General features: G+C 71.4%; 22 protein-coding genes. 9 read left to right on the forward strand and 13 right to left on the reverse strand.

The window, feature by feature from the left end; all coding sequences use genetic code 11:
- Positions 1-72 precede the first annotated feature (72 nt).
- Positions 73-1029, reverse strand: coding sequence for a 2,3,4,5-tetrahydropyridine-2,6-dicarboxylate N-succinyltransferase (gene dapD, locus EV279_RS09930; protein ID WP_133543066.1), 957 nt, complete (start codon positions 1027-1029; stop codon positions 73-75).
- Between the two features lie 65 nt (positions 1030-1094).
- On the opposite strand from dapD, the gene dapE reads away from it, so the two are divergent.
- From dapE to EV279_RS09945, 3 genes are all read left to right on the forward strand, one after another.
- Positions 1095-2168, forward strand: coding sequence for a succinyl-diaminopimelate desuccinylase (gene dapE, locus EV279_RS09935; protein ID WP_133543067.1), 1074 nt, complete (start codon positions 1095-1097; stop codon positions 2166-2168).
- Positions 2153-3394, forward strand: a complete 1242-nt coding sequence (locus EV279_RS09940; RefSeq protein ID WP_243728516.1) for a hypothetical protein — start codon at positions 2153-2155, stop codon at positions 3392-3394. Before dapE ends, EV279_RS09940 begins: the two co-directional genes overlap by 16 nt.
- A gap of 98 nt (positions 3395-3492) precedes the next feature.
- Positions 3493-3666, forward strand: a complete 174-nt coding sequence (locus tag EV279_RS09945) for a DUF3117 domain-containing protein (protein WP_133543069.1) — start codon at positions 3493-3495, stop codon at positions 3664-3666.
- A gap of 57 nt (positions 3667-3723) precedes the next feature.
- Here the strand turns inward: EV279_RS09945 and EV279_RS09950 are convergent, their stop codons facing one another.
- Entirely contained in the window at positions 3724-4359 is a 636-nt protein-coding gene (locus EV279_RS09950; protein WP_133543071.1) for a class I SAM-dependent methyltransferase, read from the reverse strand.
- Between the two features lie 74 nt (positions 4360-4433).
- Between EV279_RS09950 and EV279_RS09955 the strand changes: the two genes are divergently transcribed.
- A complete protein-coding gene (locus EV279_RS09955; protein ID WP_133543073.1) occupies positions 4434-4826 on the forward strand; it encodes a Sec-independent protein translocase TatB in 393 nt (130 codons plus the stop codon).
- Here the strand turns inward: EV279_RS09955 and EV279_RS09960 are convergent.
- The 3 genes from EV279_RS09960 to EV279_RS09970 are packed head-to-tail and all read right to left on the reverse strand — an operon-like array spanning position 4823 to position 7823.
- A complete protein-coding gene (locus EV279_RS09960; RefSeq protein WP_133543075.1) occupies positions 4823-5965 on the reverse strand; it encodes an Mrp/NBP35 family ATP-binding protein in 1143 nt (380 codons plus the stop codon). The two genes, EV279_RS09955 and EV279_RS09960, sit on opposite strands and share 4 nt — an antisense overlap.
- Positions 5962-6504, reverse strand: a complete 543-nt coding sequence (locus EV279_RS09965) for a DUF1003 domain-containing protein (protein ID WP_133543077.1) — start codon at positions 6502-6504, stop codon at positions 5962-5964. The genes EV279_RS09960 and EV279_RS09965 overlap by 4 nt, the downstream gene beginning before the upstream one ends.
- Complete coding sequence (locus EV279_RS09970; protein ID WP_133543079.1) at positions 6504-7823, reverse strand: CBS domain-containing protein; 1320 nt, start codon at positions 7821-7823, stop codon at positions 6504-6506. Before EV279_RS09970 ends, EV279_RS09965 begins: the two co-directional genes overlap by 1 nt.
- 39 nt (positions 7824-7862) lie before the next feature.
- Between EV279_RS09970 and EV279_RS09975 the strand changes: the two genes are divergently transcribed.
- Both EV279_RS09975 and EV279_RS09980 read left to right on the forward strand, forming a co-directional pair.
- Complete coding sequence (locus EV279_RS09975) at positions 7863-8531, forward strand: general stress protein (RefSeq protein WP_243728517.1); 669 nt, start codon at positions 7863-7865, stop codon at positions 8529-8531.
- Entirely contained in the window at positions 8528-9220 is a 693-nt protein-coding gene (locus EV279_RS09980; protein ID WP_243728518.1) for an alpha/beta family hydrolase, read from the forward strand. Before EV279_RS09975 ends, EV279_RS09980 begins: the two co-directional genes overlap by 4 nt.
- Positions 9221-9227: 7 nt before the next feature.
- Here EV279_RS09980 and EV279_RS09985 read toward each other — a convergent pair whose 3' ends face one another.
- From EV279_RS09985 to EV279_RS09995, 3 genes are all read right to left on the reverse strand, one after another.
- Entirely contained in the window at positions 9228-11024 is a 1797-nt protein-coding gene (locus EV279_RS09985; protein WP_133543081.1) for a gamma-glutamyltransferase, read from the reverse strand.
- Positions 11025-11033: 9 nt separating this feature from the next.
- On the reverse strand, positions 11034-12473 hold the full coding sequence (locus EV279_RS09990) for an aminopeptidase P family protein (RefSeq protein WP_133543083.1): 1440 nt from the start codon (positions 12471-12473) through the stop codon (positions 11034-11036).
- Positions 12474-12613: 140 nt separating this feature from the next.
- A complete protein-coding gene (locus EV279_RS09995) occupies positions 12614-13636 on the reverse strand; it encodes an endonuclease/exonuclease/phosphatase family protein (protein ID WP_133543085.1) in 1023 nt (340 codons plus the stop codon).
- Between the two features lie 74 nt (positions 13637-13710).
- Between EV279_RS09995 and EV279_RS10000 the strand changes: the two genes are divergently transcribed.
- Positions 13711-14580, forward strand: coding sequence for a PHP domain-containing protein (locus EV279_RS10000; RefSeq protein WP_133543087.1), 870 nt, complete (start codon positions 13711-13713; stop codon positions 14578-14580).
- Between the two features lie 81 nt (positions 14581-14661).
- Here the strand turns inward: EV279_RS10000 and EV279_RS10005 are convergent, their stop codons facing one another.
- On the reverse strand, positions 14662-15078 hold the full coding sequence (locus EV279_RS10005; RefSeq protein ID WP_133543089.1) for an SHOCT domain-containing protein: 417 nt from the start codon (positions 15076-15078) through the stop codon (positions 14662-14664).
- Positions 15079-15218: 140 nt separating this feature from the next.
- Here EV279_RS10005 and EV279_RS10010 point away from each other — a divergent pair, with 140 nt between their 5' ends.
- Entirely contained in the window at positions 15219-16127 is a 909-nt protein-coding gene (locus EV279_RS10010) for a DUF817 domain-containing protein (RefSeq protein ID WP_133543091.1), read from the forward strand.
- A 21-nt stretch (positions 16128-16148) separates the two neighbouring features.
- Here EV279_RS10010 and EV279_RS10015 read toward each other — a convergent pair whose 3' ends face one another.
- Positions 16149-16958, reverse strand: a complete 810-nt coding sequence (locus EV279_RS10015; protein ID WP_166644500.1) for a DUF559 domain-containing protein — start codon at positions 16956-16958, stop codon at positions 16149-16151.
- 258 nt (positions 16959-17216) lie between these two features.
- The gene (locus EV279_RS10020) at positions 17217-18722 is read right to left on the reverse strand and encodes a DEAD/DEAH box helicase (RefSeq protein ID WP_133543096.1); all 1506 of its coding nucleotides are present in this window, start codon (positions 18720-18722) and stop codon (positions 17217-17219) included.
- Between the two features lie 178 nt (positions 18723-18900).
- Here EV279_RS10020 and EV279_RS10025 point away from each other — a divergent pair, with 178 nt between their 5' ends.
- Positions 18901-19617, forward strand: a complete 717-nt coding sequence (locus tag EV279_RS10025) for a ferritin-like fold-containing protein (RefSeq protein ID WP_133543098.1) — start codon at positions 18901-18903, stop codon at positions 19615-19617.
- On the opposite strand, the gene EV279_RS10030 is transcribed toward EV279_RS10025, so the two are convergent.
- On the reverse strand, positions 19614-19901 hold the full coding sequence (locus tag EV279_RS10030) for a hypothetical protein (RefSeq protein WP_133543100.1): 288 nt from the start codon (positions 19899-19901) through the stop codon (positions 19614-19616). The genes EV279_RS10025 and EV279_RS10030 overlap by 4 nt on opposite strands.
- Positions 19902-19909: 8 nt before the next feature.
- Positions 19910-20134 carry a DUF3107 domain-containing protein gene (locus EV279_RS10035; RefSeq protein WP_133543102.1) on the reverse strand — a complete coding sequence of 75 codons (225 nt, stop codon included), beginning with the start codon at positions 20132-20134 and terminating at the stop codon, positions 19910-19912.
- Between the last annotated feature and the right edge of the window lie 142 nt (positions 20135-20276).

The raw sequence follows: 20276 nt of genomic DNA on the forward strand, positions 1-20276 counted from the left end.
CACAGAAACTACTCCCGGTCACCGACATCCGTTCGACGACCGGGTGCCGTCGTTCGTCTCGCCCGGATCCCATCAGGCGTGCAGCGCCTCGTTGAGCGTGACGCCGACACCGGCCCGGCGCACGGCCTCGATCGCACCGGTGAGCGAGTTGCGGCGGAACAGCAGGCCGTCCTTCCCCGACAGCTCGGCGCCCTTCACGACCGGACGCGAGCCGTCGGCGCGCGGCGTCTCGTCGGCGAGCACGACCTTCGATCCCGCCGTGACGTAGAGGCCCGCCTCCACGACGCAGTCGTCGCCGAGCGAGATGCCGATGCCGGCGTTGGCGCCCAGGAGCGTACGCGCGCCGATCGAGACGCGGTGCGCGCCACCGCCCGAGAGCGTGCCCATGATCGAGGCCCCGCCGCCGATATCGCTGCCGTCGCCCACCACGACGCCCTGTGAGATGCGGCCCTCGACCATCGAGGCGCCGAGCGTGCCGGCGTTGAAGTTGACGAAGCCCTCGTGCATGACCGTCGTGCCGGGGGAGAGGTACGCGCCGAGGCGGACGCGCGAGGCATCCGCGATGCGCACTCCCGGCGGTGTGACGTAGTCGAGCAGGCGCGGGAACTTGTCCAGACCCTGCACCTGGATCCCGTCCCGCTGAAGGAACGGCCGGAGCCGGGTCAGGTCCTCGGGATGGATGGGTCCCGCGCTCGTCCAGGCGACGTTGGGCAGATGGCCGAAGACGCCGGTCAGGTCCACCTCGTTCGGCTTCACGAGCCGGTGCGAGAGCGCCTGGAGGCGGAGATAGGCGTCGGAGGTCGAGGCGGGCGGGGCGTCCAGGTCGACCTCGACGATCACGACGTCCACCGAGACGGCCCGGCGGGCGTCGGGCACGGCGAGGTGCTCGAGGTCTTCCGGAGGCATCGCGGGGTCGAGGCCGAGCGGTATGCGACCGGGCTTGGGCTCGGGGAACCACGTGTCGAGGACCGTCCCGTCGCCCGCCGTCGTCGCGAGGCCCATGCCCCAGACCCACCGCTCGTCGCTCATGACGTCAACGGTAGCGCCCCAGCCAGGGCCGCTCGTGCCTCGGGGCCGGTCGCTAGACTCGGGGGATGCCGGATCTCGATCTGTCCGCGACATCCGTCGACCTCACGCGGGCCATCTGCGACATCCCGAGCGTCTCCGGCGACGAGGGCGGGCTCGCCGATGCCATCCAGCGGGCCATCGGCGATCTGCCCCATCTCGACGTCTTCCGCGACGGCGACACCATCGTCGCCCGCACAGACCGCGGCCGGTCGCAGCGCGTCGTCATCGCCGGGCACATCGACACCGTACCGATCAACGGCAACGTCCCCACGCGCGATGTCGACATCGAGGGTCGCCCCCACCTCTGGGGCCGCGGCACCGTCGACATGAAGGCCGGAGTGGCGGTGCAGCTGAAGCTCGCCGCGGAGCTCGTCGATCCCCGGATCGACATCACGTGGATGTGGTACGACCACGAGGAGGTGGATGCCGCGCTCAACGGCCTCAACCGGCTCTCGGCGTCCCGGCCCGACCTCTTCGCGGGCGACTTCGCGATCCTCGGCGAGCCGTCCAACGGCGAGGTCGAGGGTGGATGCAACGGGAACCTCCGGGCGATCGTGCGCACACACGGAGTGCGCGCGCACAGCGCGCGGGCGTGGGTCGGCGAGAACGCGATCCACAAGGCGGCGCCGATCCTCGCGCGGCTGGCCGAGTACCGCCCGCGTGAGGTCGCGGTGGAGGGGCTCGTCTACCGCGAAGGCCTCAGCGCGGTCCGGGTGCGGGGCGGCGTCGCGGGCAACGTCATCCCGGACCTCTGCGAGGTCGAGGTGAACTACCGCTTCGCTCCGAGCCGCTCGGTGGAGGAGGCGACGAGTCACGTCCGCGACGTGCTCGCCGGGTTCGAGGTCGAGGTCGTCGACAGCGCCGCCGGCGCCCGCCCGGGCTTGGACGCACCGCTCGCCCAGGAGTTCGTCGCCGCCGTCGGCGCGCAGCCGCGGCCGAAGTACGGCTGGACCGACGTCGCCCGCTTCTCGGCTCTCGGCGTGCCCGCGGTGAACTACGGCCCCGGCGACCCGCACCTCGCCCACCATGACCAGGAGCGCGTCCCGATCGATCAGATCGTCGACGTCGAGCGTGGACTGCGCTCGTGGCTGATCTCCTGACCGACGCGTCCGCCGAGCGCACGCCGCCTCGGCGATGGCTCGCCGCGCTGCCTGTCGCCGTCCGGATCGGGCTCATCTACGTCCTCGCCCGCGCCGTCACGACGGTCTTCCTCGTGATCGCCGCCGAGCTCGCGCCCCCCGTCTCGCGCTTCGGCAGCGAGGCGTCCATCGCCTCGTTCGCGGCGGGCTGGGACGCGTGGTGGTACTGGTACGTGGCCGGTTACGGCTATCCCGCCACGCTGCCCCTCACCGACAGCGGACTCGTGGCCGAGAATGCATGGGCCTTCATGCCCCTCTATGCATATCTGGCAGGCGCCGCCGGTGCGATCTTCGGATCATGGGTCGCGGGCGCGGTCATCGTGTCGCTCGTCGCCGGCTACCTCGCATGCCTCGTGCTCTACCGCATGCTGCGGGCCCGCGGTGACGATGCGATGGCGTCATGGGCGGTCGCCTTCTTCGCCGCGGCTCCCGTCGCCGCTCTGTTCCAGATCGGATACGCGGAGGCCCTGTTCCTGCTCTGGCTCTTCCTCGCCCTGTGGTGCGTCATGCAGCGCCGGTACGCGTGGCTCTATCTGCTCATCCCGCTCATGGGCTACACGCGCCCCGGGGTCCTCGCCTTCGCACTCTTCCTCGGACTGCACGGAGTCGCCCGCTGGTTCACGCGTCGCCGTGAATCCCTTCCGGCGCGGCACGTCGTGCACATCGTCCTGCTCGGCGCTCTCGCCGTCGTCGTGGGGTTCTCGTGGCAGGTGATCGCCGCCCTGGCGACCGGGGATCCGGGCGCCTACCTCTCGACCGAGCTCGCCTGGCGCCGCAACTGGATGCTCGACCCCCCGGCTCACTTCGTGCCGCTGGAAGGCTTCGTCCAAGCGGCGGAGTTCTGGAGCACGGAGTGGAAAGTGCCCCCGGCGCTCGTACTCGCGCTCGTCGCGCTCGCGGTGGCCGCCTTCGCGACGCTGCTGCTGTTCGACCCGCACGTGCGCCGCCTCGGCGCCGACCTCCGGCTGTGGAGCGCGAGCTATGCCGTGTACCTCCTCGCCGTCTTCTTCCCGCAGTCGAGCATCTTCCGGCTCCTCGTCCCCCTGTCGCCGCTCTGGGGCGCCGCGGCGATCCCGCGCTCGACCGCATGGCGGGTGGGCGTGCTGACGGTCTGCCTGATCGGACAGTGGCTGTGGATCTACACGATGTATGCGCTCGCAGGCACGGCGCTGTGGACCGTGCCCTGAACCGGCGGCGCCGACGGCCGCCTATTGGGCGCGGATTATCCGCCGTCGGAGGTGCGGGATAAACTTGACGCGCAGACCTACGACGAAAGGGAGCCGCGATGGCAGCCATGAAGCCGAGAACCGGAGACGGACCGATGGAGGCCGTTAAGGAGGGTCGCCTCATCATCGTGCGCGTCCCGCTGGAGGGCGGCGGCCGCCTTGTCGTCTCCGTGAACGACGCTGAGGCGAAGGAGCTGTACGACGTGCTGGGTGACGTCGTCAACGCCGCCTGACAGGTGGAGAACGACGGAACGGCCGGTCTTCGGACCGGCCGTTCCGTCGTTCAGGCATCAGTCGCCCGGGACGGTCGTGAGCTGGAGGAGGCCTTCGCCGACGATGGAGAGCGCGCCGAGGACGGCGGGGGAGGCCTGCGTCTCCTGGATGAGCGAACGGTACGCGGTCGTGACGGCATCGCGGCGGACGGGATCGGCGACGGACCCGCCGTGGAGCACGCGGGGCACGAGCACCGTCCCGCCGGCGCGCACGAGTCGCAGCCCGTGCTCGACGAACTCGATGACGCCGTCAGGGTCCGCATCGACGAGCACGATGTCGTAGGACGCCTCGTTCATGCGGGGCAGCACATCGGATGCCCGGCCGGTGATGAAGCGTGCCCGGGCCGGCGCGACGCCCGCGTCGGAGAACGCCTTGCGGGCGGCGGCGAGGTGCTCGGGCTCGCTGTCGATCGTCGTCAGCGTCGCCCGCGGCGCGCCCCGCAGGAGCCACAGTCCCGAGACGCCCGCTCCGGTCCCGATCTCGACGATGTTGAGGGACTGGGATGCCGCGGCCAGCAGCGCGCACTGTGCGCCGACCGCCGCACTGACCGGAGCTGCGCCGAGCTCCAGCGCGTGTGCGCGCGCCCGGGCGATGTGATCCGGTTCGACCGTCGCCTCGTTCGCGAAGCGGTAGTTCGCGTCCTGCTCGCTCATGCCGCACTCCTCCCCGGGAAAGCCTATGCCGACCGCGTGGGAGGACAGATCAGGCGCGGCGGTAACCTGAGGGAGTGTTCTTCGGTCTGACCTTCGAGAAGCTGATCGTGATCGGCGTGATCGCGGCACTGCTCATCGGACCGGAGCGACTCCCGCAGTACGCGGAGAGCCTCGCGCGCCTCACCACCCGGGCCCGCGACTTCCTGCGCAACGCGAAGACCCGCGTGCAGGACGAGATGGGCGAGGACTTCGACGACGTGGACTGGCGGACGCTCGATCCTCGTCGTTACGACCCGCGACGCATCATCCGCGAGGCGCTCCTGGACGACGCCCCCGTCCCCACGGTGCGCGCCGTCGCGGCGGGCGCCGCGATCGAGGCGACCTCCCCGAGCGCGTCGGCTCCGCCGGGCGCCGCGCGAGGCTTCAGCCCGAACGATCCGCCGCCGTTCGACGGCGAGGCGACTTAGCGCGGTCGCACCGGCAGCGAGCGGCCAGACAGGCCCCGCGGCCGCGCGGCGATGTCCGCCGCCACCGCGACGATCGCCTGCGCAGCGGGATCCTCGGGATGCGCGACCACCACGGGGACGCCGGCATCGGCGTCCGCACGAAGAGCCGGGCTGAGAGGGATCGAGGCCAAGAGCGGAACGGGCGCATCGCCCGTGGACAGGGCGCCGGCGACCGTCGAGCCGCCGCCCGACCCGAACACGTCCAGCGTCGTGCCGTCGGGGAGCACCATCGCGGACATGTTCTCGATGACCCCCGCGACCCGTTGCCCCGTCTGACGAGCGACGAGTCCGCTGCGGACGGCGACGTCGGACGCCGCAGCCTGCGGGGTCGTCACGACCAGCACCTCGGCGTGGGGCAGGAGCTGCCCCACCGAGATCGCGACATCCCCCGTGCCGGGCGGCATGTCGAGCAGGAGGACGTCGAGGTCGCCGAAGAAGACGTCGGTGAGGAACTGCTGGACGGTGCGATGCAGCATGGGTCCCCGCCAGGCGACGGCGGAGCGCTCTTCGCCCTCGCGCAGGAACATCCCGATCGACACCGTCTTCACGTCGTACGCGATCGGCGGCACGATGAGGTCGTCGATGCGCGTCGGCTTCGCCGTGCGCCCGTCGGCGTCGACGAGGCCGAGCAGCCCCGGGATCGAGAAGCCGTGCACATCGGCGTCGACGAGCCCGACGCTCAGTCCGCGCGCGGCCAGCGCCACGGCGAGGTTGGCCGTCACAGTGGACTTGCCGACTCCCCCCTTGCCGCTCGTCACGGCGATCACCCGCGTCAGGGAGTCGGGGCCGAAGGGCATCGTGCGCGCGGCGCGTCCGCCGCGGAGCTGCTCGGTGAGCGTCTGACGCTGAGCGGGCGACATGACGCCGACGTCCAGGACGACGTTCGCGATCCCCTCCACGGAGGCCGCGGCATCCGTCACGTCCCTGCTGATCCGCTCGGCGGCAGGACACCCGACGATCGTCAGGAGGATCGCGACGTCGGCGCGGTCGCCCTCGACCCGGATCTCGCGGACCATCCCGAGCTCTTCGAGGGGTCTGCGCAGCTCGGGGTCGACGACGGCGCCGACCGCCGCCCGGACGGCAGCGGTGGCGTCGGTCACCGGGCCGATCCGCTCGTTCCGCTGGGCAGCTCCGCGGCTCGCGCTTCGAGCTGTTCGAGGAGGGCTCTCAGCTCCGTCCGCAGCACGTCGCGGGTCACGACCTCGTCGGAGAAGTCGCTCACCGCCAGTCGCAGGGCGACGACCTCGCGGGCGAGGTACTCGGTGTCGGCGAGGTTGCGCTCGGCGCGCTGACGGTCCTGCTCGATCTGCACGCGGTCGCGGTCGTCCTGCCGGTTCTGCGCGAGCAGGATGAGGGGAGCGGCATACGACGCCTGCAGCGACAGGATGAGCGTCAGCAGCGTGAAGTTGGTCGCGCGCGGGTCGAACTGATACTGCGGCGGGGCGAAGGTGTTCCACGACAGCCACACGACGACGAAGATCGTCATCCCGAGGAGGAAACCCGACGTCCCCATTCCGCGCGCGAACGCCTCCGAGAAGCGGCCGAAGCGATCACGGGAGGGCTGGGGCGTCCGCGCGAGCATTCCGGGGCGCCCCCGAGGGGCGTCCAGCGCGGGCTGGCGGCTCTGACGGCGTGCCATCAGCGCCGCCGCCCGCCGCCCGAGGGCTTGGCCTTCAGCAGTGTGCTCGCGGTCGAGGTCGGAACGGGTTCGAACGTCGGTTCATCTCCGTCGTGCGAGCGCCAGTCCTCGGGCAGGAGGTAGTCGAGCACGTCGTCGACGCTGACGGCGCCGACGAGACGGTGGGCCTGATCGACGACCGGCACCGAGACGAGGTTGTAGCTGGCGAGGAGGCGGGCGACCTCGGCCGCCGAGGCCGAGGCCGAAACGGGGTCGAGCGTGTCGTCGATGATCGCGCCGAGGCGCTCGTGCGGCGGGTAGCGCAGCATGCGCTGGAAGTGCACGGTGCCCAGCAGGCGTCCCGTCGGCGTCTCGTACGGCGGCAGCGTGACGAAGACCGCCGCGGCGAGCGCCGGGTGCAGCTCGTGCCGTCGGATGAGCGCGAGCGCCTCGGCGACCGTCGCGTCGGCGGAGAGCACGATGGGCTCGGGGGTCATTAGACCGCCGGCCGTGTCGGCGCCGTACTTCAGGAGCGCACGGACGTCCTCGGCCTCTTCCGGCTCCATGAGGTCGAGGAGCTCCTCGAGGCGGTCCTCGGGCAGCTGGGCGAGCACGTCCGCGGCGTCGTCCGGCTCCATCTGGTCGAGGATGTCCGCGGCGCGCTCGTCGCCGAGGGCCTCGAGGATGTGGACCTGGTCCTCCTCGGGCATCTCCTCCAGCGCGTCGGCGAGGCGGTCGTCGGGGAGCTCCTCGGCCACCTCGAGCAGGCGCTCGTCGGGGAGGTCCAGGAGGGTGTTGGCGAGGTCCGCGGGCTTGAGCTCGGAGAACGTTGCGACGAGCTGCTCGGCGGACTGCGCCTCGCCGGGCACCTGCGTCTCGCGCACCTGGGACCACTCGGCGAACGTCGTGGGGCCCTTCGCGAACGGCGAGGCGCTCGTCTTCGGGCGGCGGAGGAAGAGCTGTCCGACATCCCATTCGCCGAGCCGGTTGCGCTCGATCGCGACGTCCTCGATCACGGCGACGCCCGAGCCGTCGGTCAGGTAGACCTTGCGGCCGAGGAGCTCCGCCATGACGCGCACTTCGCCGCCACGCTGCTGGAAGCGCCGGACGTTGATGAGCCCTGTCGTGATGACCTGACCGGTCGCGATCGAGGTGACGCGACCGATCGAGACGAACACGTTGCGCCGTCCGGGGATCTCGACCACGAGTCCGATGACGCGGGGAGGATCGTCCTTGCGGTAGATCACGACGACGTCCCGGACCTTGCCGAGCCGGTCGCCCACGGGGTCGAAGACCGCGCAACCGGCAAGGCGCGCGACGAATACCCTCTGCTGGCTCACGAATCCAGCGTAGCCCCGCCCGCATGGGAGGATGAGGAGATGAGCATGATGGGTGGACGGGGTCCGCAGGGCGCGGCCGAGGTCGGTCAGACCGTCGCGTCCTTCCCGACGTACGAGGGCGCGCAGAAGGCCGTGTCGAGCCTCATCGCCGCCGAGGTCCCCGCGCGCGACATCGCGATCGTCGGCCAGGGGCTGCGGTCCATCGAGCGCGTCACGGGGCGCCTCGGCTATGCCGCCGCCGCCCGGACCGGCGCGATCAACGGCCTGCTCCTCGGCCTGCTGTTCTCGGCGATCCTCGTCCTCGGGTCGCCGTCCGTGCCGATCCAGGCATTCGTCGGCGTGCTCTTCGTCGGCATCGCGATCGGCATGCTCATGAGCATCATCGCGTACTCCTTCGTCCGCCGCCGCCGCGACTACGCCTCGGTCATGCAGGTCGTCGCCGATCACTACGAGGTCACCGTCGGTGCCAACAGCATCCACCGTGCGCGCCAGGTGCTCGGCTCCTCGGTGTCGCCGCCCGCAACCGCCGCGCCGGCCGCCCCCGCCGCCCCGGCGCCGCCGGAGGCGCGCCCGCCCGCCGACGACGAGCCGCCGCGCTACGGTGAGCGCGTCATGCCCGCTCCGGCAGAGCCGTCCGCCGCAGCGGACGGGGAGGGAAGGCCGGGGACGGCGGACCGGCCGGATGCCCCGGGACCTGCGTCTTCGTGACGCGCACCGAACACACCCCCGAGATCGACGTCCGCGTTCCGGTCGACCTGCAGGCCGGGCGGGTCGAGGTGTCGGCGGCCTGGGCGGCGCCGGAGGCCCCTGGCGCGGTCGTCGCCGTCGCCCACGGTGCCGGCGCGGGCTACGGGCATCCGTTCCTCGTCGGGTTCACCCGCGCGCTGCGCGCCGAGGGCTTCGCGACCCTCCGCTTCAACTTCCCGTACGTCGAGGCCGGACGGCGGATGCCGGGTCCGGCCGCCCACGCCGTGAGGACCTGGTCGGCGGTCGAGGCGTGGATCGGCGAGCACGCGCCCGGCCTCGCCCTGTGGGCGACGGGGAAGTCGTACGGCGGCCGCATGGCCTCGATGGCCGCTGCCGAGGAGGCCCTGCATCCCGCGGGCCTGGTCTACCTCGGCTATCCGCTGCATCCCCCCGGCGACCCGGCGAAGGCCCGCGTGTCCCACCTTCCGGATGTGGCCCCGCCGCAGCTGTTCCTCCAGGGGACGAACGATCCGTTCGTTCAGCCCCGCGACCAGCTGAAGGAGGCCGTCGCCTCGTGCCAGGACGCGACGCTGCACTGGATCGAGGGCGCAGGGCACTCGTTCGAGATCGCGGGGCGCAAGCGCCCCGCCGAGACGATCGCCGCGGACCTCGCACCTCTCGTCGCGGAGTGGATCCGCCGCCGGGAATGACGGAGGCTCAGCGGCCCGCCGCGTAGCCCTGCATCCCCCTGGGATTGGCCGCAGCCCACACCGTACCGCGATCGTGATCGATGCCGACGGCCGAGATGCGCCCCAGCGCCCAGTCGCCGGCGCGGACGACGGAGTGACCGCGGCGCTCGAGTCCCGCAATGACGTCGTCGCCGAGGCGGTCCTCCACGAAGGCGCCGGAGGGATGCCACGTCCTCGGCCAGAACGAGTCGACCAGTGCGATCGAGTGGAACGTCGGGGCGTCGATCGCCTGCTGCGCGGTGTATCCCCCCACGAGCATCCGCACGAGGGCGGGCAGCTGCCACTGCTCCTGCTGGTCGCCGCCCGGAGTGCCGAGCGCCATGACGGCTCGTCCGTCGCGGAGCACGAGGGTGGGGGTGAGGGTCGTCCGCGGGCGCGCCCCGGGGATGAGGGCCGCCGGTGCGGAGGGGTCGAGCCACATCATCTGCAGCCGCGTGCCGAGCGGGAAGCCGAGCTCGGCGATCACGGGGGATGACTGCAGCCATCCGCCGGACGGCGTCACCGCGACGATGTTGCCCCACCGATCCACGACGTCGATATGGCAGGTGTCGCCCCGCGTCGCGCCCGTCCGCGAGATCGTCGGCTCCTGGGAACCCGGCAGCGCCGCCGGATCTGCGCGCAAGGGCGGGCGGAACGGCTCAGCCCCCGCGACGTGGCCGGGACGCCACTCGTGGGCCGCCGCCTCACCGAGCTGTGAGCGGCGCTCGGCGGCGAACCTCTCCGAGAGGAGGGCGTCGAGGCGGGCGCCGTCGCCGAGATGCGCATCCCGGTCGGCGAGGACGAGCTTGATCGTCTCGAGGAGCGTGTGGGCACCCCGCTCCGTCGAGGGGTCGATGTCGTCGTCGGGCAGCGGCTCGAGGATCCGCAGCGCCTCCAGCAGCGCCGGTCCCTGCGTCCACGCGCCGGCCTTCGCCACGACGTGACCGCGGAACGGGGCGGTCACGGCATCCTCGTATCCCGCATCGAACGCCGCGAAGTCTCCCGCGGTGATGACGGCCGCATGGTCGGCGCCGGTGGAGTGGCGGTGCGGGTGGGAGAGGAAGTCGGATGCCGCGCCCGCGACGAGCCCGGTCTTCCACTCTCCACGCGCCGCATCGATGCGCGCGGCGCGCCCGACAGGTCCCTCGTCGCGCACATGCGATCCCGCATGCACGAGCCGCTCGAGAACGGCGGCATACGCCGGGTTGCGCACGATCGTCCCGGGCGCGGGAACGTCGCCGCCCGGCATCCACAGCGCCGCCGACGTCGGCCAGTGCTCCTCGAAGAGACCGGATACCCGCCGGATCGTCGCGGCGGCCTGGCCGAGCAGCGGTGCACCCTCGCGGGCGTAGTGGACCGCGTACGAGAGGATCTCATGCAGCTCGCACGTGCCGTGGTCGCGGAGGAGCACGAGCCACGCGTCGACGGCGCCCGGAACCGCCGCGGCGAGACCGCCGGAACCGGGCACGAGGTCCAGGCCCTGCGCGCGGTAGTGCTCGATCGTCGCGCCGGCCGGGGCGGGTCCCTGCCCCATGAGCACGACGGGCCGGCCCGGGTCCTCAGCCGTTGCGAAGATCCCGACGAGGTCGCCGCCCGGGCCGTTGAGGTGCGGTTCGACCACGTGGAGCACGAAGCCGCCGGCGACGGCGGCGTCGAAGGCGTTGCCGCCGCGCTCCAGGACCGCTTGGGCCGTCGCCGTTGCGATCCAGTGGGTCGACGCGGCCATCCCGAAGGAGCCCTCGAGGGTGGGCCGGGTCGTGAAGGCGGGAGGAGGAGTGAAGCTCACAGCGGTGGCTCAGGCGCCGACGCCGAGCCGGAGCATCCAGGCCTCCACCTCGTCAGCGGTGCGGGGGATCGCGGCCGAGAGGTTCTCGACGCCGTCGTCGGTCACGAGGACGTCGTCCTCGATGCGGACACCGATGCCGCGCAGCTCTTCGGGAACCGTCAGGTCGTCGATCTGGAAGTACAGGCCGGGCTCGATCGTGAACACCATGCCGGGCTCGAGCTCGCCGTCGTAGTACATCTCCCGGCGGGCCTGTGCGCAGTCGTGCACGTCGATGCCGAGGTGGTGGCTCGTGCCGTGCACCATGTAGCGGCGGTGCTGACCCCCGCGCTCGGCGTCCAACGCCTCCTGGGCCGTCACCGGCAGGAGGCCCCACTCGGCGACGCGTGCCGCGATCACCTTCATCGCCGCCTCGTGCACCGAGCGGAACTTCACCCCGGGCCGCGCGGCCGCGAACGCCGCGTCGGCCGCCTCGCGCACGGCTTCGTACACCTTGCGCTGCACGGGCGTGAAGCGCCCGCTCACCGGGAGAGTCCGCGTGATGTCGGCGGTGTAGAGGCTGTCGACCTCCACGCCCGCGTCGATCAGGATGAGGTCGCCGGGGACGACGGCCCCGTCGTTGCGCGTCCAGTGCAGATAGCACGCGTGCGGCCCGGAGGCCGCGATCGTGTCGTAGCCGACGGTGTTGCCGTCGCTGCGGGCGCGCTGGTGGAAGACGCCCTCGACGATGCGCTCGCCGCGCGGGTGCTCGATGATGCGCGGGAGCTCGCGGATGATGTCGTCGAACCCCTTCGCGGTGGTGTCGACCGCGAGGCGCATCTGGGCGATCTCGTACTCGTCTTTGACGAGGCGAAGCTCCGACACGGCGCGGGTCAGGTCGTCGTCGTCGCCGACGACGAGGTCCTCGTCGGTCGAGCCGAAGTCGTCGAGGTGCGCCGTGCCGAGATCGAGGTCGCCCGCCACCCCGGACAGGGCGGGACGGGGGCCGATCCAGAACTCGCCGATCGAGGCATCCGCGTAGAACTCGCTCGTCGCGCGATCGGCGCGCTCGCGGAAGTAGAGCGTCACGTCGTGACCGCCCTCGTCGCGGGGGTCGAAGACGAGCACCGAGTCGGGCTCGCTGTCGGCGGCCCAGCCGGTCAGGTGGGAGAAGGCGGAGTGGGCGCGGAACGGGTAGTCGGTGTCGTTGCTGCGCTGCATGAGCCCGCCGGCGGGGATGACGAGGCGTTTGCCGGGGAAGGCGGCGGAGAGCTTCTCGCGGCGGGCAGCGGCATACGGCGCCTGCTCGCGCTGCGGGGGCGCGAGGTCGGGTCGCTCGGCCCAGCCCGTCGAGATGGTGTCGAGGAAGCCGGTCCCGTACGGCTGGCGCCGGTTCGTCGAGGTCGACGGGCGCTCGGCGGCTTCGGCGGGGGTGTCGGTCGCGATCGTGTCGCTCTCGCCTGAGGTGCTCATGCGTCCAGTGTCGCACGGCGCACCGGGCGGGGATCAGGCCGAGAAAAGGCGGAGCGGATGCGGCGCGGATGCGGCGCGGATGCGGCGCGGATGCGACGCGGAGGAGGGAGGCCGGTGTCGAGCCTCGGCGGAGCGGAGGCTCAGCCGGCGGGTTCGAGCTGCACGATGAGGGGCCGGTGATCGCTTCCCGACCCGTCGAGCGACCGCAGCACGATCGAGCCCGTCGGCACCCAGTCCTCGGACGACATGACGTGATCGATCGGCGCCCCGAGGAGCCCGGGGAGCTTCGTCGGCCACGTTCCGACCGACCCGTTCCCGGTCTCCGACGCGACGTCATGGCAGTGTCCGAGGGTGCCGCCGTCGACGCCCAGCCGGCCCATGTGGTCGATCGTCGCGTTGAAGTCTCCCGCGAGGATGACGTTCTCGCCCTGGCCGCACTGGTCGGCGAGCCACGAGAGGTCGTCGCGCCAGCGCCCCATGTACTGCTGACGGGGCGCGACAGCGTGCGCCGCGACCACGGTGGGGCCGTCGCCGTCGACCGGCATGGCGACCGCGCTCGGCACGGTCGACGTGTTCGTCGTGCCCTCCACCGACGACTCGATCACGGCGTAGTCGCCGAGATCGGGCGAGATCAGCAGTGTCGTCGAGCGGGCGTCCCAGCCGTCCTCGCCGAACTCCGCGTGATGCGCCCACATGCGGTGGCCGAGGTCGCGCATCGCGAGGGCCACGGCCTCACCCGTCTCGATCGTGGTCTCGGGGAGGGTGACGATGTCGGCATCCATCGCGACGGCGATCTGGGCGACCGACTCCGGGGACGTGGCCGATCCGGCCGTGTTCCACGTCATGACCCGGATGGCGTCGGCCGTCTTCTCGGGAAGCGAGTCGGTGCCGAGGCCCCGAGAGACGAGGGTCAGCGCGTTCGCCCCGAGAGCGATCGCGGCGATCAACGCGATCGAGAGGGCGAAGAGGCGGAGCGGGCGGGCGAGCGCGAGCAGCAGCGCGACGAGCGCGACGGCGCCCATGATGACGAGCAGGACGCTGCGGAAGGCGACGATCTGAGCCACCGGGAAGAGCTGATCGACCCGGAAGAGCGAGGGCCAGGTGAGCACCGCGGCGACCAATGCGCTGAGCACGGCGAGGACGATCCCGAGCAAGCGCAGCACGCCCGCGACTCTATGTCAGCAGGCTGAGAAGTGCCTGCCCGCAGGCGGCCCGGAGCGGGCGCTACGCTCGAAGGATGGCTGGGGGAAGGCGCTTCGAAGGGCCGAGCGACGTGCACCTGCACTCCGTCCATTCCGACGGCACCGAGTCGGCCGCCCAGGTGATGGCCGCCGCACACAGCCGGGGCCTGCGCACCGTCGCCCTGACCGACCACGACACGACGTCGGGATGGGCCGAGGCGGCCGAGGCCGCGACATCCCTGGGGATGACCTTCCTCCCGGGGATGGAGCTCTCAGCGCGCAACGACTGGCGGTCGGTGCACCTGCTTGCCTACCTCTTCGATCCCGACGACCCGGGGCTGCGCGCCGAGATGGAGCGCATCCGGGACGACCGGGCGGGACGCGCCGAGCGCATCGTGCGCAGCATCGGGCGCGACTATCCGCTCACCTGGGACGACGTCGTGGAGCAGACGGGCGACGGCGCGACCATCGGCCGTCCGCACATCGCCGACGCGCTCGTCGCGCGTGGCATCGTCCGGTCGCGGAGCGAGGCGTTCGACACGATCCTCCACCCCCGCGAGGGGTACTACGAGGGCCACTACGCCCCCGACGTGGAGAAGGCCGTCCGGCTCGTCGTCGCCGCCGGCGGAGTGCCGGTCGTCGCCCACCCCACTCCGTCGGGACGCGCCCGGATGATGGCGATCCCGCTCCTGGAGGAGCTCGTCGGACTCGGCCTCGCCGGCTTCGAGCTCGACCACCGGGAGAACACCGAGCAGGGAAAGCGGGTCCTGCGCGGCCTCGTCGAGAAGCTCGACCTCGTGGTGACGGGCTCGAGCGACTATCACGGTCTCGGCAAGCCCAACGTGCCGGGCGAGAACACCACGAGCGACGAGATGGTCGCTCGCATCATCGCTCTCGGCACCGGCAGCAGGCCGGTCTATCCCTGATCGGGTCGCCGCTGCATCCGTCGACGAGACGCCCCCGGCCCGCGCGGGGCGGACCGGGGGCTCGATCGGGAGACCGACGACTCAGGCGAGCGCCTTGGCCTTGATGGCGTCGTACTCCGCCTGCGTGATCGTTCCGGCGTCGAGGAGCGCCTTGGCCTTGGCGATCTCGTCCGCGGGGCTCGCCGGCGCGGCTACGGACTTGATGTACGCGTCCTGCGCGGCGCGCACGGTCTGGGCCTCCTTCGCGGCCCGCTCTCCCATACCCGCACCGCGCGCGATGAGGTAGACCAGCGCCGTGAGGAACGGCAGGAAGATCAGGAAGAGGATCCAGACCGCCTTCCACCAGCCGCTGAGCTTCCGGTCGCGGAAGAGGTCGGAGATGATGGCGAACAGCACGAACAGGTAGGCGACGAACACGAACGCCCACAGGAACCACCAGATGATGTCGCCGAAGGAGCCCCAGAAGCCCTCGTACTCGTCGGTGTCGAAGAATCGCATGGATGCCTCTCTCGGAAGGGTGCGGCGGCGAGTGCCGTCGGCCACACGATAGCGCCAACCCCCTTCCCGCACCCCGGAACACCGGCGGTGCGTCGCACGGGAACCCCGCGTCGCGGGTCCGCGTCGGCTAGCGTCGTCGGATGCGCAGCTCCACGCCGCTCGAGCGCCGGATCGACGCCGTCGCGCAGACCTTGCTGCGGGATGCGTCGGCGCGTGGAGCGCGGGCGGGGCTCGTCGAGTTCGCGGTGTTCGTCCTCAAGCAGGCGTGGGCCTGCGTCTTCGGCGCGGCGCTCCTGGCGGTCATCGTCGCCGCGCGGCTGTGGTACCCCGACGACGCGGTGCTGGCGCGCAACGACTTCCTGACGGTCGCGGCGATCGTCATCCAGATCGTCATGCTCGCCGCGCGACTGGAGACGGGCCGCGAGCTCTGGGTCATCGTCCTCTTCCACCTGACCGGCACGGCGATGGAGCTGTTCAAGACCGACGTCGGCTCGTGGGCCTACGCCGCGGACGGCGTGCTGCGGATCGGGGCAGTGCCGCTGTTCAGCGGCTTCATGTACGCCGCTGTGGGCTCGTACATGGTGCGCGTGTACCGCCTCTTCGACCTCGGCTTCACCCGCTACCCGCGGCGGTGGCTGACGGTGATCGTCGCCGCCGCGATCTACGTCAACTTCTTCACGCATCACTTCTGGATCGACCTGCGCTGGGTGCTCCTCGCGGCCGTCGTCCTGCTGTGGCTGCGCACCACCATGTACGCGCGCATCTGGCGCAGGGTGCTCCGGATGCCGCAGCTCGCCGCCTTCGCCGGCGTCGCGCTGTTCATCTACCTCGCCGAGAACATCGGGACGTGGGCGGGGGCGTGGAGCTACCCCGACCAGGTGGACGGCTGGCACCCGGTGGCGCTGTCGAAGCTCGTCTCGTGGTTTCTGCTCATGATCATCTCGGTCGTGCTCGTCACGCTCGTCTACCCACCGCGACCGCCGACCGCCGACGAGGCGGACACAGGATCGAGGGACGAGATCAGGATGGAACCGGATGCCTCGTCCTGATTCCGATCGCCGGACCTGATCTCACCGGCCGTCGCTGCGATGGAGGCCTTGCGCGACGGCCATTGTGACGGTCGACTCCACGAGCGGCCAGTCGAACAGCACCTGCTGGTAGTCGAATCTGAACACCGTGTAGCCCATGAGCCGGAGCTTGGCGTCATGGCTGATGTCTCGCCTTCGCTGGGTCTTGTCGAGATGATGAGCGCCGTCGACCTGCACGACGAGTCGATCCCCGATGAGCAGATCAACCGGCTGTCCGCCGATCCAGACCTGCTGACGGACGCCCAGGCCGAGCGCGCGGAACCCGACCGCGGCATGCGTCTCGAGTCCGGAGTCGGACAGCACGGAGGTCGCGCGAGCGAGTTCCTGCGCTCGGCGGCCGCGCCACTCGACCCTTGCCAGCGCCGCGGCCGAGACGACGCTCTTGTTCGCCGCGGAGTCCCAGACCGCCAACGCCGGCGTGAGCTCGAGGCATTCGGAGACGTGGAAGAGGACGTTGAGCGGATGCTCCACCACGGCCCGCAGCGCGATAGGCGCGGGCCCCTTACCCCAGTGCACCCGAAGCCCCGCCGAATCGAACCTCGATGCGTTTCCCGCGACCGCCACGTGGACCCGAGGGTCCGCCGACGCGCCCGGCGGCACCCAGATGCCGATGCGGGCGAGCGCGGAGACGCACGTGATGCGCCCACCGGCCCGCAGCGAGGCGATCGTCGGGTGGTCCGCGTCCATCCCGACGATCCAGGAGCGTCGGATCCTCTGCACGAGACCCTGCTCGACCGCGCGCGCGATGAGCCCCGGCCCGTAGCCGGCGCGCCGCGCGACGCTCGTGTGCACTGCTCCGCCCGCCCGTTCCAGCCAGGCGATGAAACGGGCTGGTGTTGTCCATGCCGCAAGCATCAGCCTCCCATCCCGCGCCCGGGCGCGCACGTCGGCCGGATGGGGATCACCGCGAACGTGAGCGTGGTGGGGAGGCGACGATGAGATCAGGCCCACGTGATGAGATCAGGACGAGAGCGGATGCCTCGTCCTGATCCGGGACCTGCGGCCTGATCTCGTGCGGCTGCGCGTGCTGCTGCGGCTACCGCGAACGGGTCAGGCGCCCGTCGTCGGCGCGCTCGGGCGGCGCCGGCGACGGCGCCGGCGCGCGGCGCCGGGGTTGCCGTCGTGGTGCTCCTTGCCCTGGCCGTCGTGGGTGCCCGCGCCCTCGGCGGTGCGGTCGGTGGATGCCGCGGCATCCGTCCCGCCGCCCTGGCCGTCGGTCGGCACGCCCTCGGCGAAGGTCGAGCCGACTCCGCTCGAGGCGCGCGAGCGACGACGGCGGCGACGCGTCGTGCCGCCGTCGCCCGTGCCCTCGGCGGCCGCGTCCGCGGCACGGGCCGCCGGCTGCGTCTTGACGGCCTGCGTCTTCGGCGCCGTGGCGATGCGGCCCTTCGTGCCCTCGGCGATGTCGAGGTCGCTGAACAGGTGCGGGCTCGACGAGTATGTCTCGACGGGCTCGGGCTGGCCGAACTCGAGGGCGCGATTGATGAGGGCCCACTTGTGCAGGTCCTCCCAGTCGACGAAGGTCACCGCGATGCCGGTCTTGCCCGCACGGCCCGTGCGGCCGGCGCGGTGGAGGTAGGTCTTCTCGTCGTCGGGGATGGTGTGGTTGATGACGTGGGTGACATCGTCGACGTCGATGCCGCGCGCCGCGACGTCGGTCGCGATGAGCACGTCGCGCTTGCCGGCCTTGAACGCGGCCATCGACCGCTCCCGCGACTCCTGGCTCATGTCTCCGTGGACGGCGGCGGCGTTGAATCCGCGGTCTCCGAGCTCGTCGACGAGGCGCTGCGCCGCACGCTTCGTGCGCGTGAAGATGACGGTCTTGCCCCGGCCCTCGGCCTGGAGGATGCGGGCGATGACCTCGTCCTTGTCGAGGGAGTGGGCCCGGTACACGAGGTGCTTGATGTTGGCCTGCGTGAGGCCCTCGTCGGGGTCGGTCGCGCGGATGTGGATGGGGTTGGACATGAACCGCCGTGCGAGGGCGACGATCGGTCCGGGCATCGTCGCGGAGAAGAGCTGCGTGTGGCGGATCGCGGGGACCTTCTGGAAGATCTTCTCGATGTCGGGGAGGAAGCCCAGATCCAGCATCTTGTCGGCCTCGTCGAGCACGACCTCGGCCGCTTGCGACAGGTCGAGGAGGCGCTGGTTGTTGAGGTCGATGAGGCGCCCGGGCGTGCCGACGACGATCTGCGCCCCTGCCTTGAGCTGCTCGATCTGGCCCTCGTAGGCCTTGCCGCCGTAGATCGCGACGACGCTCGTCGGGCGGTTCTGCGTCAGCATGTCGATGTCCTCGTAGACCTGAACGCACAGCTCGCGCGTCGGCACGACGATGAGCGCCTTGACGCCGGGCGCGGGGTCGAGGCCCAGGCGCTGCACGACGGGGATGCCGAAGCCGAACGTCTTGCCCGTTCCGGTCTTGGCCTGTCCGATGATGTCCTGACCCGGGATCCCGAGTGGGATCGTCTGCTCCTGGATGGGGAACGCGTCGACGATGCCCTTGGAGGCGAGGGCGTCGACGATGTCCTGATCGACGCCGAGGTCGGCGAAGGTCGTCACGATATGAGCCTGTCCGGCGGTGAGATGACCGCCTGTTGAGGAGGATCCACGCCCTTCACTCAGCCGCAGGCGCGGGGGCCCCGATCCGTCGCCGGGGACCGGACCAGGATACCGGAGCGGCGTGCCGCCGCTCCGCGCCGCCTCGTGAGGGGCATCCTCCGGCCCTAGGCTGTAGTGCGTGTTCGACTGGTTGCGCGGCGGGTCGCGTCGGGAATCGCGCTCTCTCCGCCTGCGCTCGCGGGACGAGCAGAGCACGGCGACGCGCGTCGACTTCGAAGAGCTCGCTCCCGACATCGACACCTATCTCGGCCAGGCCGCCTACCTGCAGCTCGGCTTCTTCGAGACGCTCAGCGAGCTCATCGCGCTGACGCCCGAGCTGGCGAAGAAGGACGCCCTGTCGCGCGCGGCCGGTGCCGCGCTGACGAAGCACGAGGAGCTCGTGCGGCTCATCCGCGACCGCGGCGACGACCCGACCGCTCTCATGCTCCCGTTCCGAGAGCCGCTCGACGACTTCCGGCGGAAGACGCACGGCGTGCGGCCCCAGGAGACGATGCTCTCGGTGCACATCATCGCGGGGATGCTCGACGACTTCTATCTCGCGCTCTCGGCGAGCTACGGCGACACCGGCCGCCGGGTCGCGCGCATCCTGCGGGGCGACAACGACCGGCAGGCGATCGTCGAGATCATCGGCGAGACGATCGAGAGCGACGCCGAGTGGAAGTCGCTCCTGGCGCTGTGGGGCCGGCGCCTCGTGGGCGACACCCTCCTCATCGCCCGGGCGGCGCTGCGTCCGACGACGCTGCGGATCGCCGACGAGGAGAAGGTCGAGCCCGTCTTCACCGAGCTCATGGCAGCGCATTCGCGTCGCATGGACGCGATGGGCCTCGCAGCCTAGGCGATCCGCAGGCGCTTGCGCTCCTCGAGGTCGTGAGCGCGACGCCGGCGGGCGAGCAGGGCGACGACGGGCCACGCCAGCCACGACACGACGAGGGGCGAGAGCCACAGCAGCGCATTGTCGAGGCCGAGGCCGGCCCAGGTCAGGATCGTCCACACGAGCCCTGCGAGCAGGGCCCCGATGACGGGCGCGAGCACGACGCCACGCGTGTCGCGGCCGCCGGCCAGGAAGTGCACGGCGACGCCGACGACCGCGCCGACGATGAAGGCGAGGATGATCTGCACGGCGGGCCTCAGGCGACGAAGCCGACGCGCCGCGACTCCTCGCGGCCGAACTCGATGTAGGCCAGCCCCGCGGTGGGCACGATGTAGGAGTTGCCCTTCGAGTCGTTGAAGGTCAGGTGCGTCGCGGCCGAGTCGAGCGCTTCCGCCACCGACTTCTTGACGGCGTCGGCGGCCTCGTTCGTCTCGAAGCTGAGCTCACGGCCGGTGTTCGCGATGCCGATGCGGATCTCCACGGGACTGCCTTTCTGCCTTCGGGCGCGCGCCCGAGCGGGACGCATGGCAACTCTACGACACGGCCCGCACCGCCTCGGCCGGCGTGTCGCACGCTCTCGGCGAACGGCTCGCGAACCGTCCCGAGGCACGCCGTGGCGGTCG

It is taken from the genome of Microbacterium sp. BK668 (assembly GCF_004362195.1).
Taxonomy (GTDB): domain Bacteria; phylum Actinomycetota; class Actinomycetes; order Actinomycetales; family Microbacteriaceae; genus Microbacterium.

Excerpts from the sequence above, each read along its gene's own strand:
- EV279_RS10000 (WP_133543087.1), top strand. The coding sequence starts at position 13,711 with ATGGCTGGGGGAAGGCGCTTCGAAGGGCCGAGCGACGTGCACCTGCAC.
- EV279_RS10005 (WP_133543089.1), bottom strand. The coding sequence starts at position 15,078 with ATGCGATTCTTCGACACCGACGAGTACGAGGGCTTCTGGGGCTCCTTC.
- EV279_RS09965 (WP_133543077.1), bottom strand. The coding sequence starts at position 6,504 with ATGGCACGCCGTCAGAGCCGCCAGCCCGCGCTGGACGCCCCTCGGGGG.
- EV279_RS09990 (WP_133543083.1), bottom strand. The coding sequence starts at position 12,473 with ATGAGCACCTCAGGCGAGAGCGACACGATCGCGACCGACACCCCCGCC.
- EV279_RS09975 (WP_243728517.1), top strand. The coding sequence starts at position 7,863 with ATGAGCATGATGGGTGGACGGGGTCCGCAGGGCGCGGCCGAGGTCGGT.
- EV279_RS10010 (WP_133543091.1), top strand. The coding sequence starts at position 15,219 with ATGCGCAGCTCCACGCCGCTCGAGCGCCGGATCGACGCCGTCGCGCAG.
- EV279_RS09945 (WP_133543069.1), top strand. The coding sequence starts at position 3,493 with ATGGCAGCCATGAAGCCGAGAACCGGAGACGGACCGATGGAGGCCGTT.
- EV279_RS09950 (WP_133543071.1), bottom strand. The coding sequence starts at position 4,359 with ATGAGCGAGCAGGACGCGAACTACCGCTTCGCGAACGAGGCGACGGTC.
- dapE (WP_133543067.1), top strand. The coding sequence starts at position 1,095 with ATGCCGGATCTCGATCTGTCCGCGACATCCGTCGACCTCACGCGGGCC.
- dapD (WP_133543066.1), bottom strand. The coding sequence starts at position 1,029 with ATGAGCGACGAGCGGTGGGTCTGGGGCATGGGCCTCGCGACGACGGCG.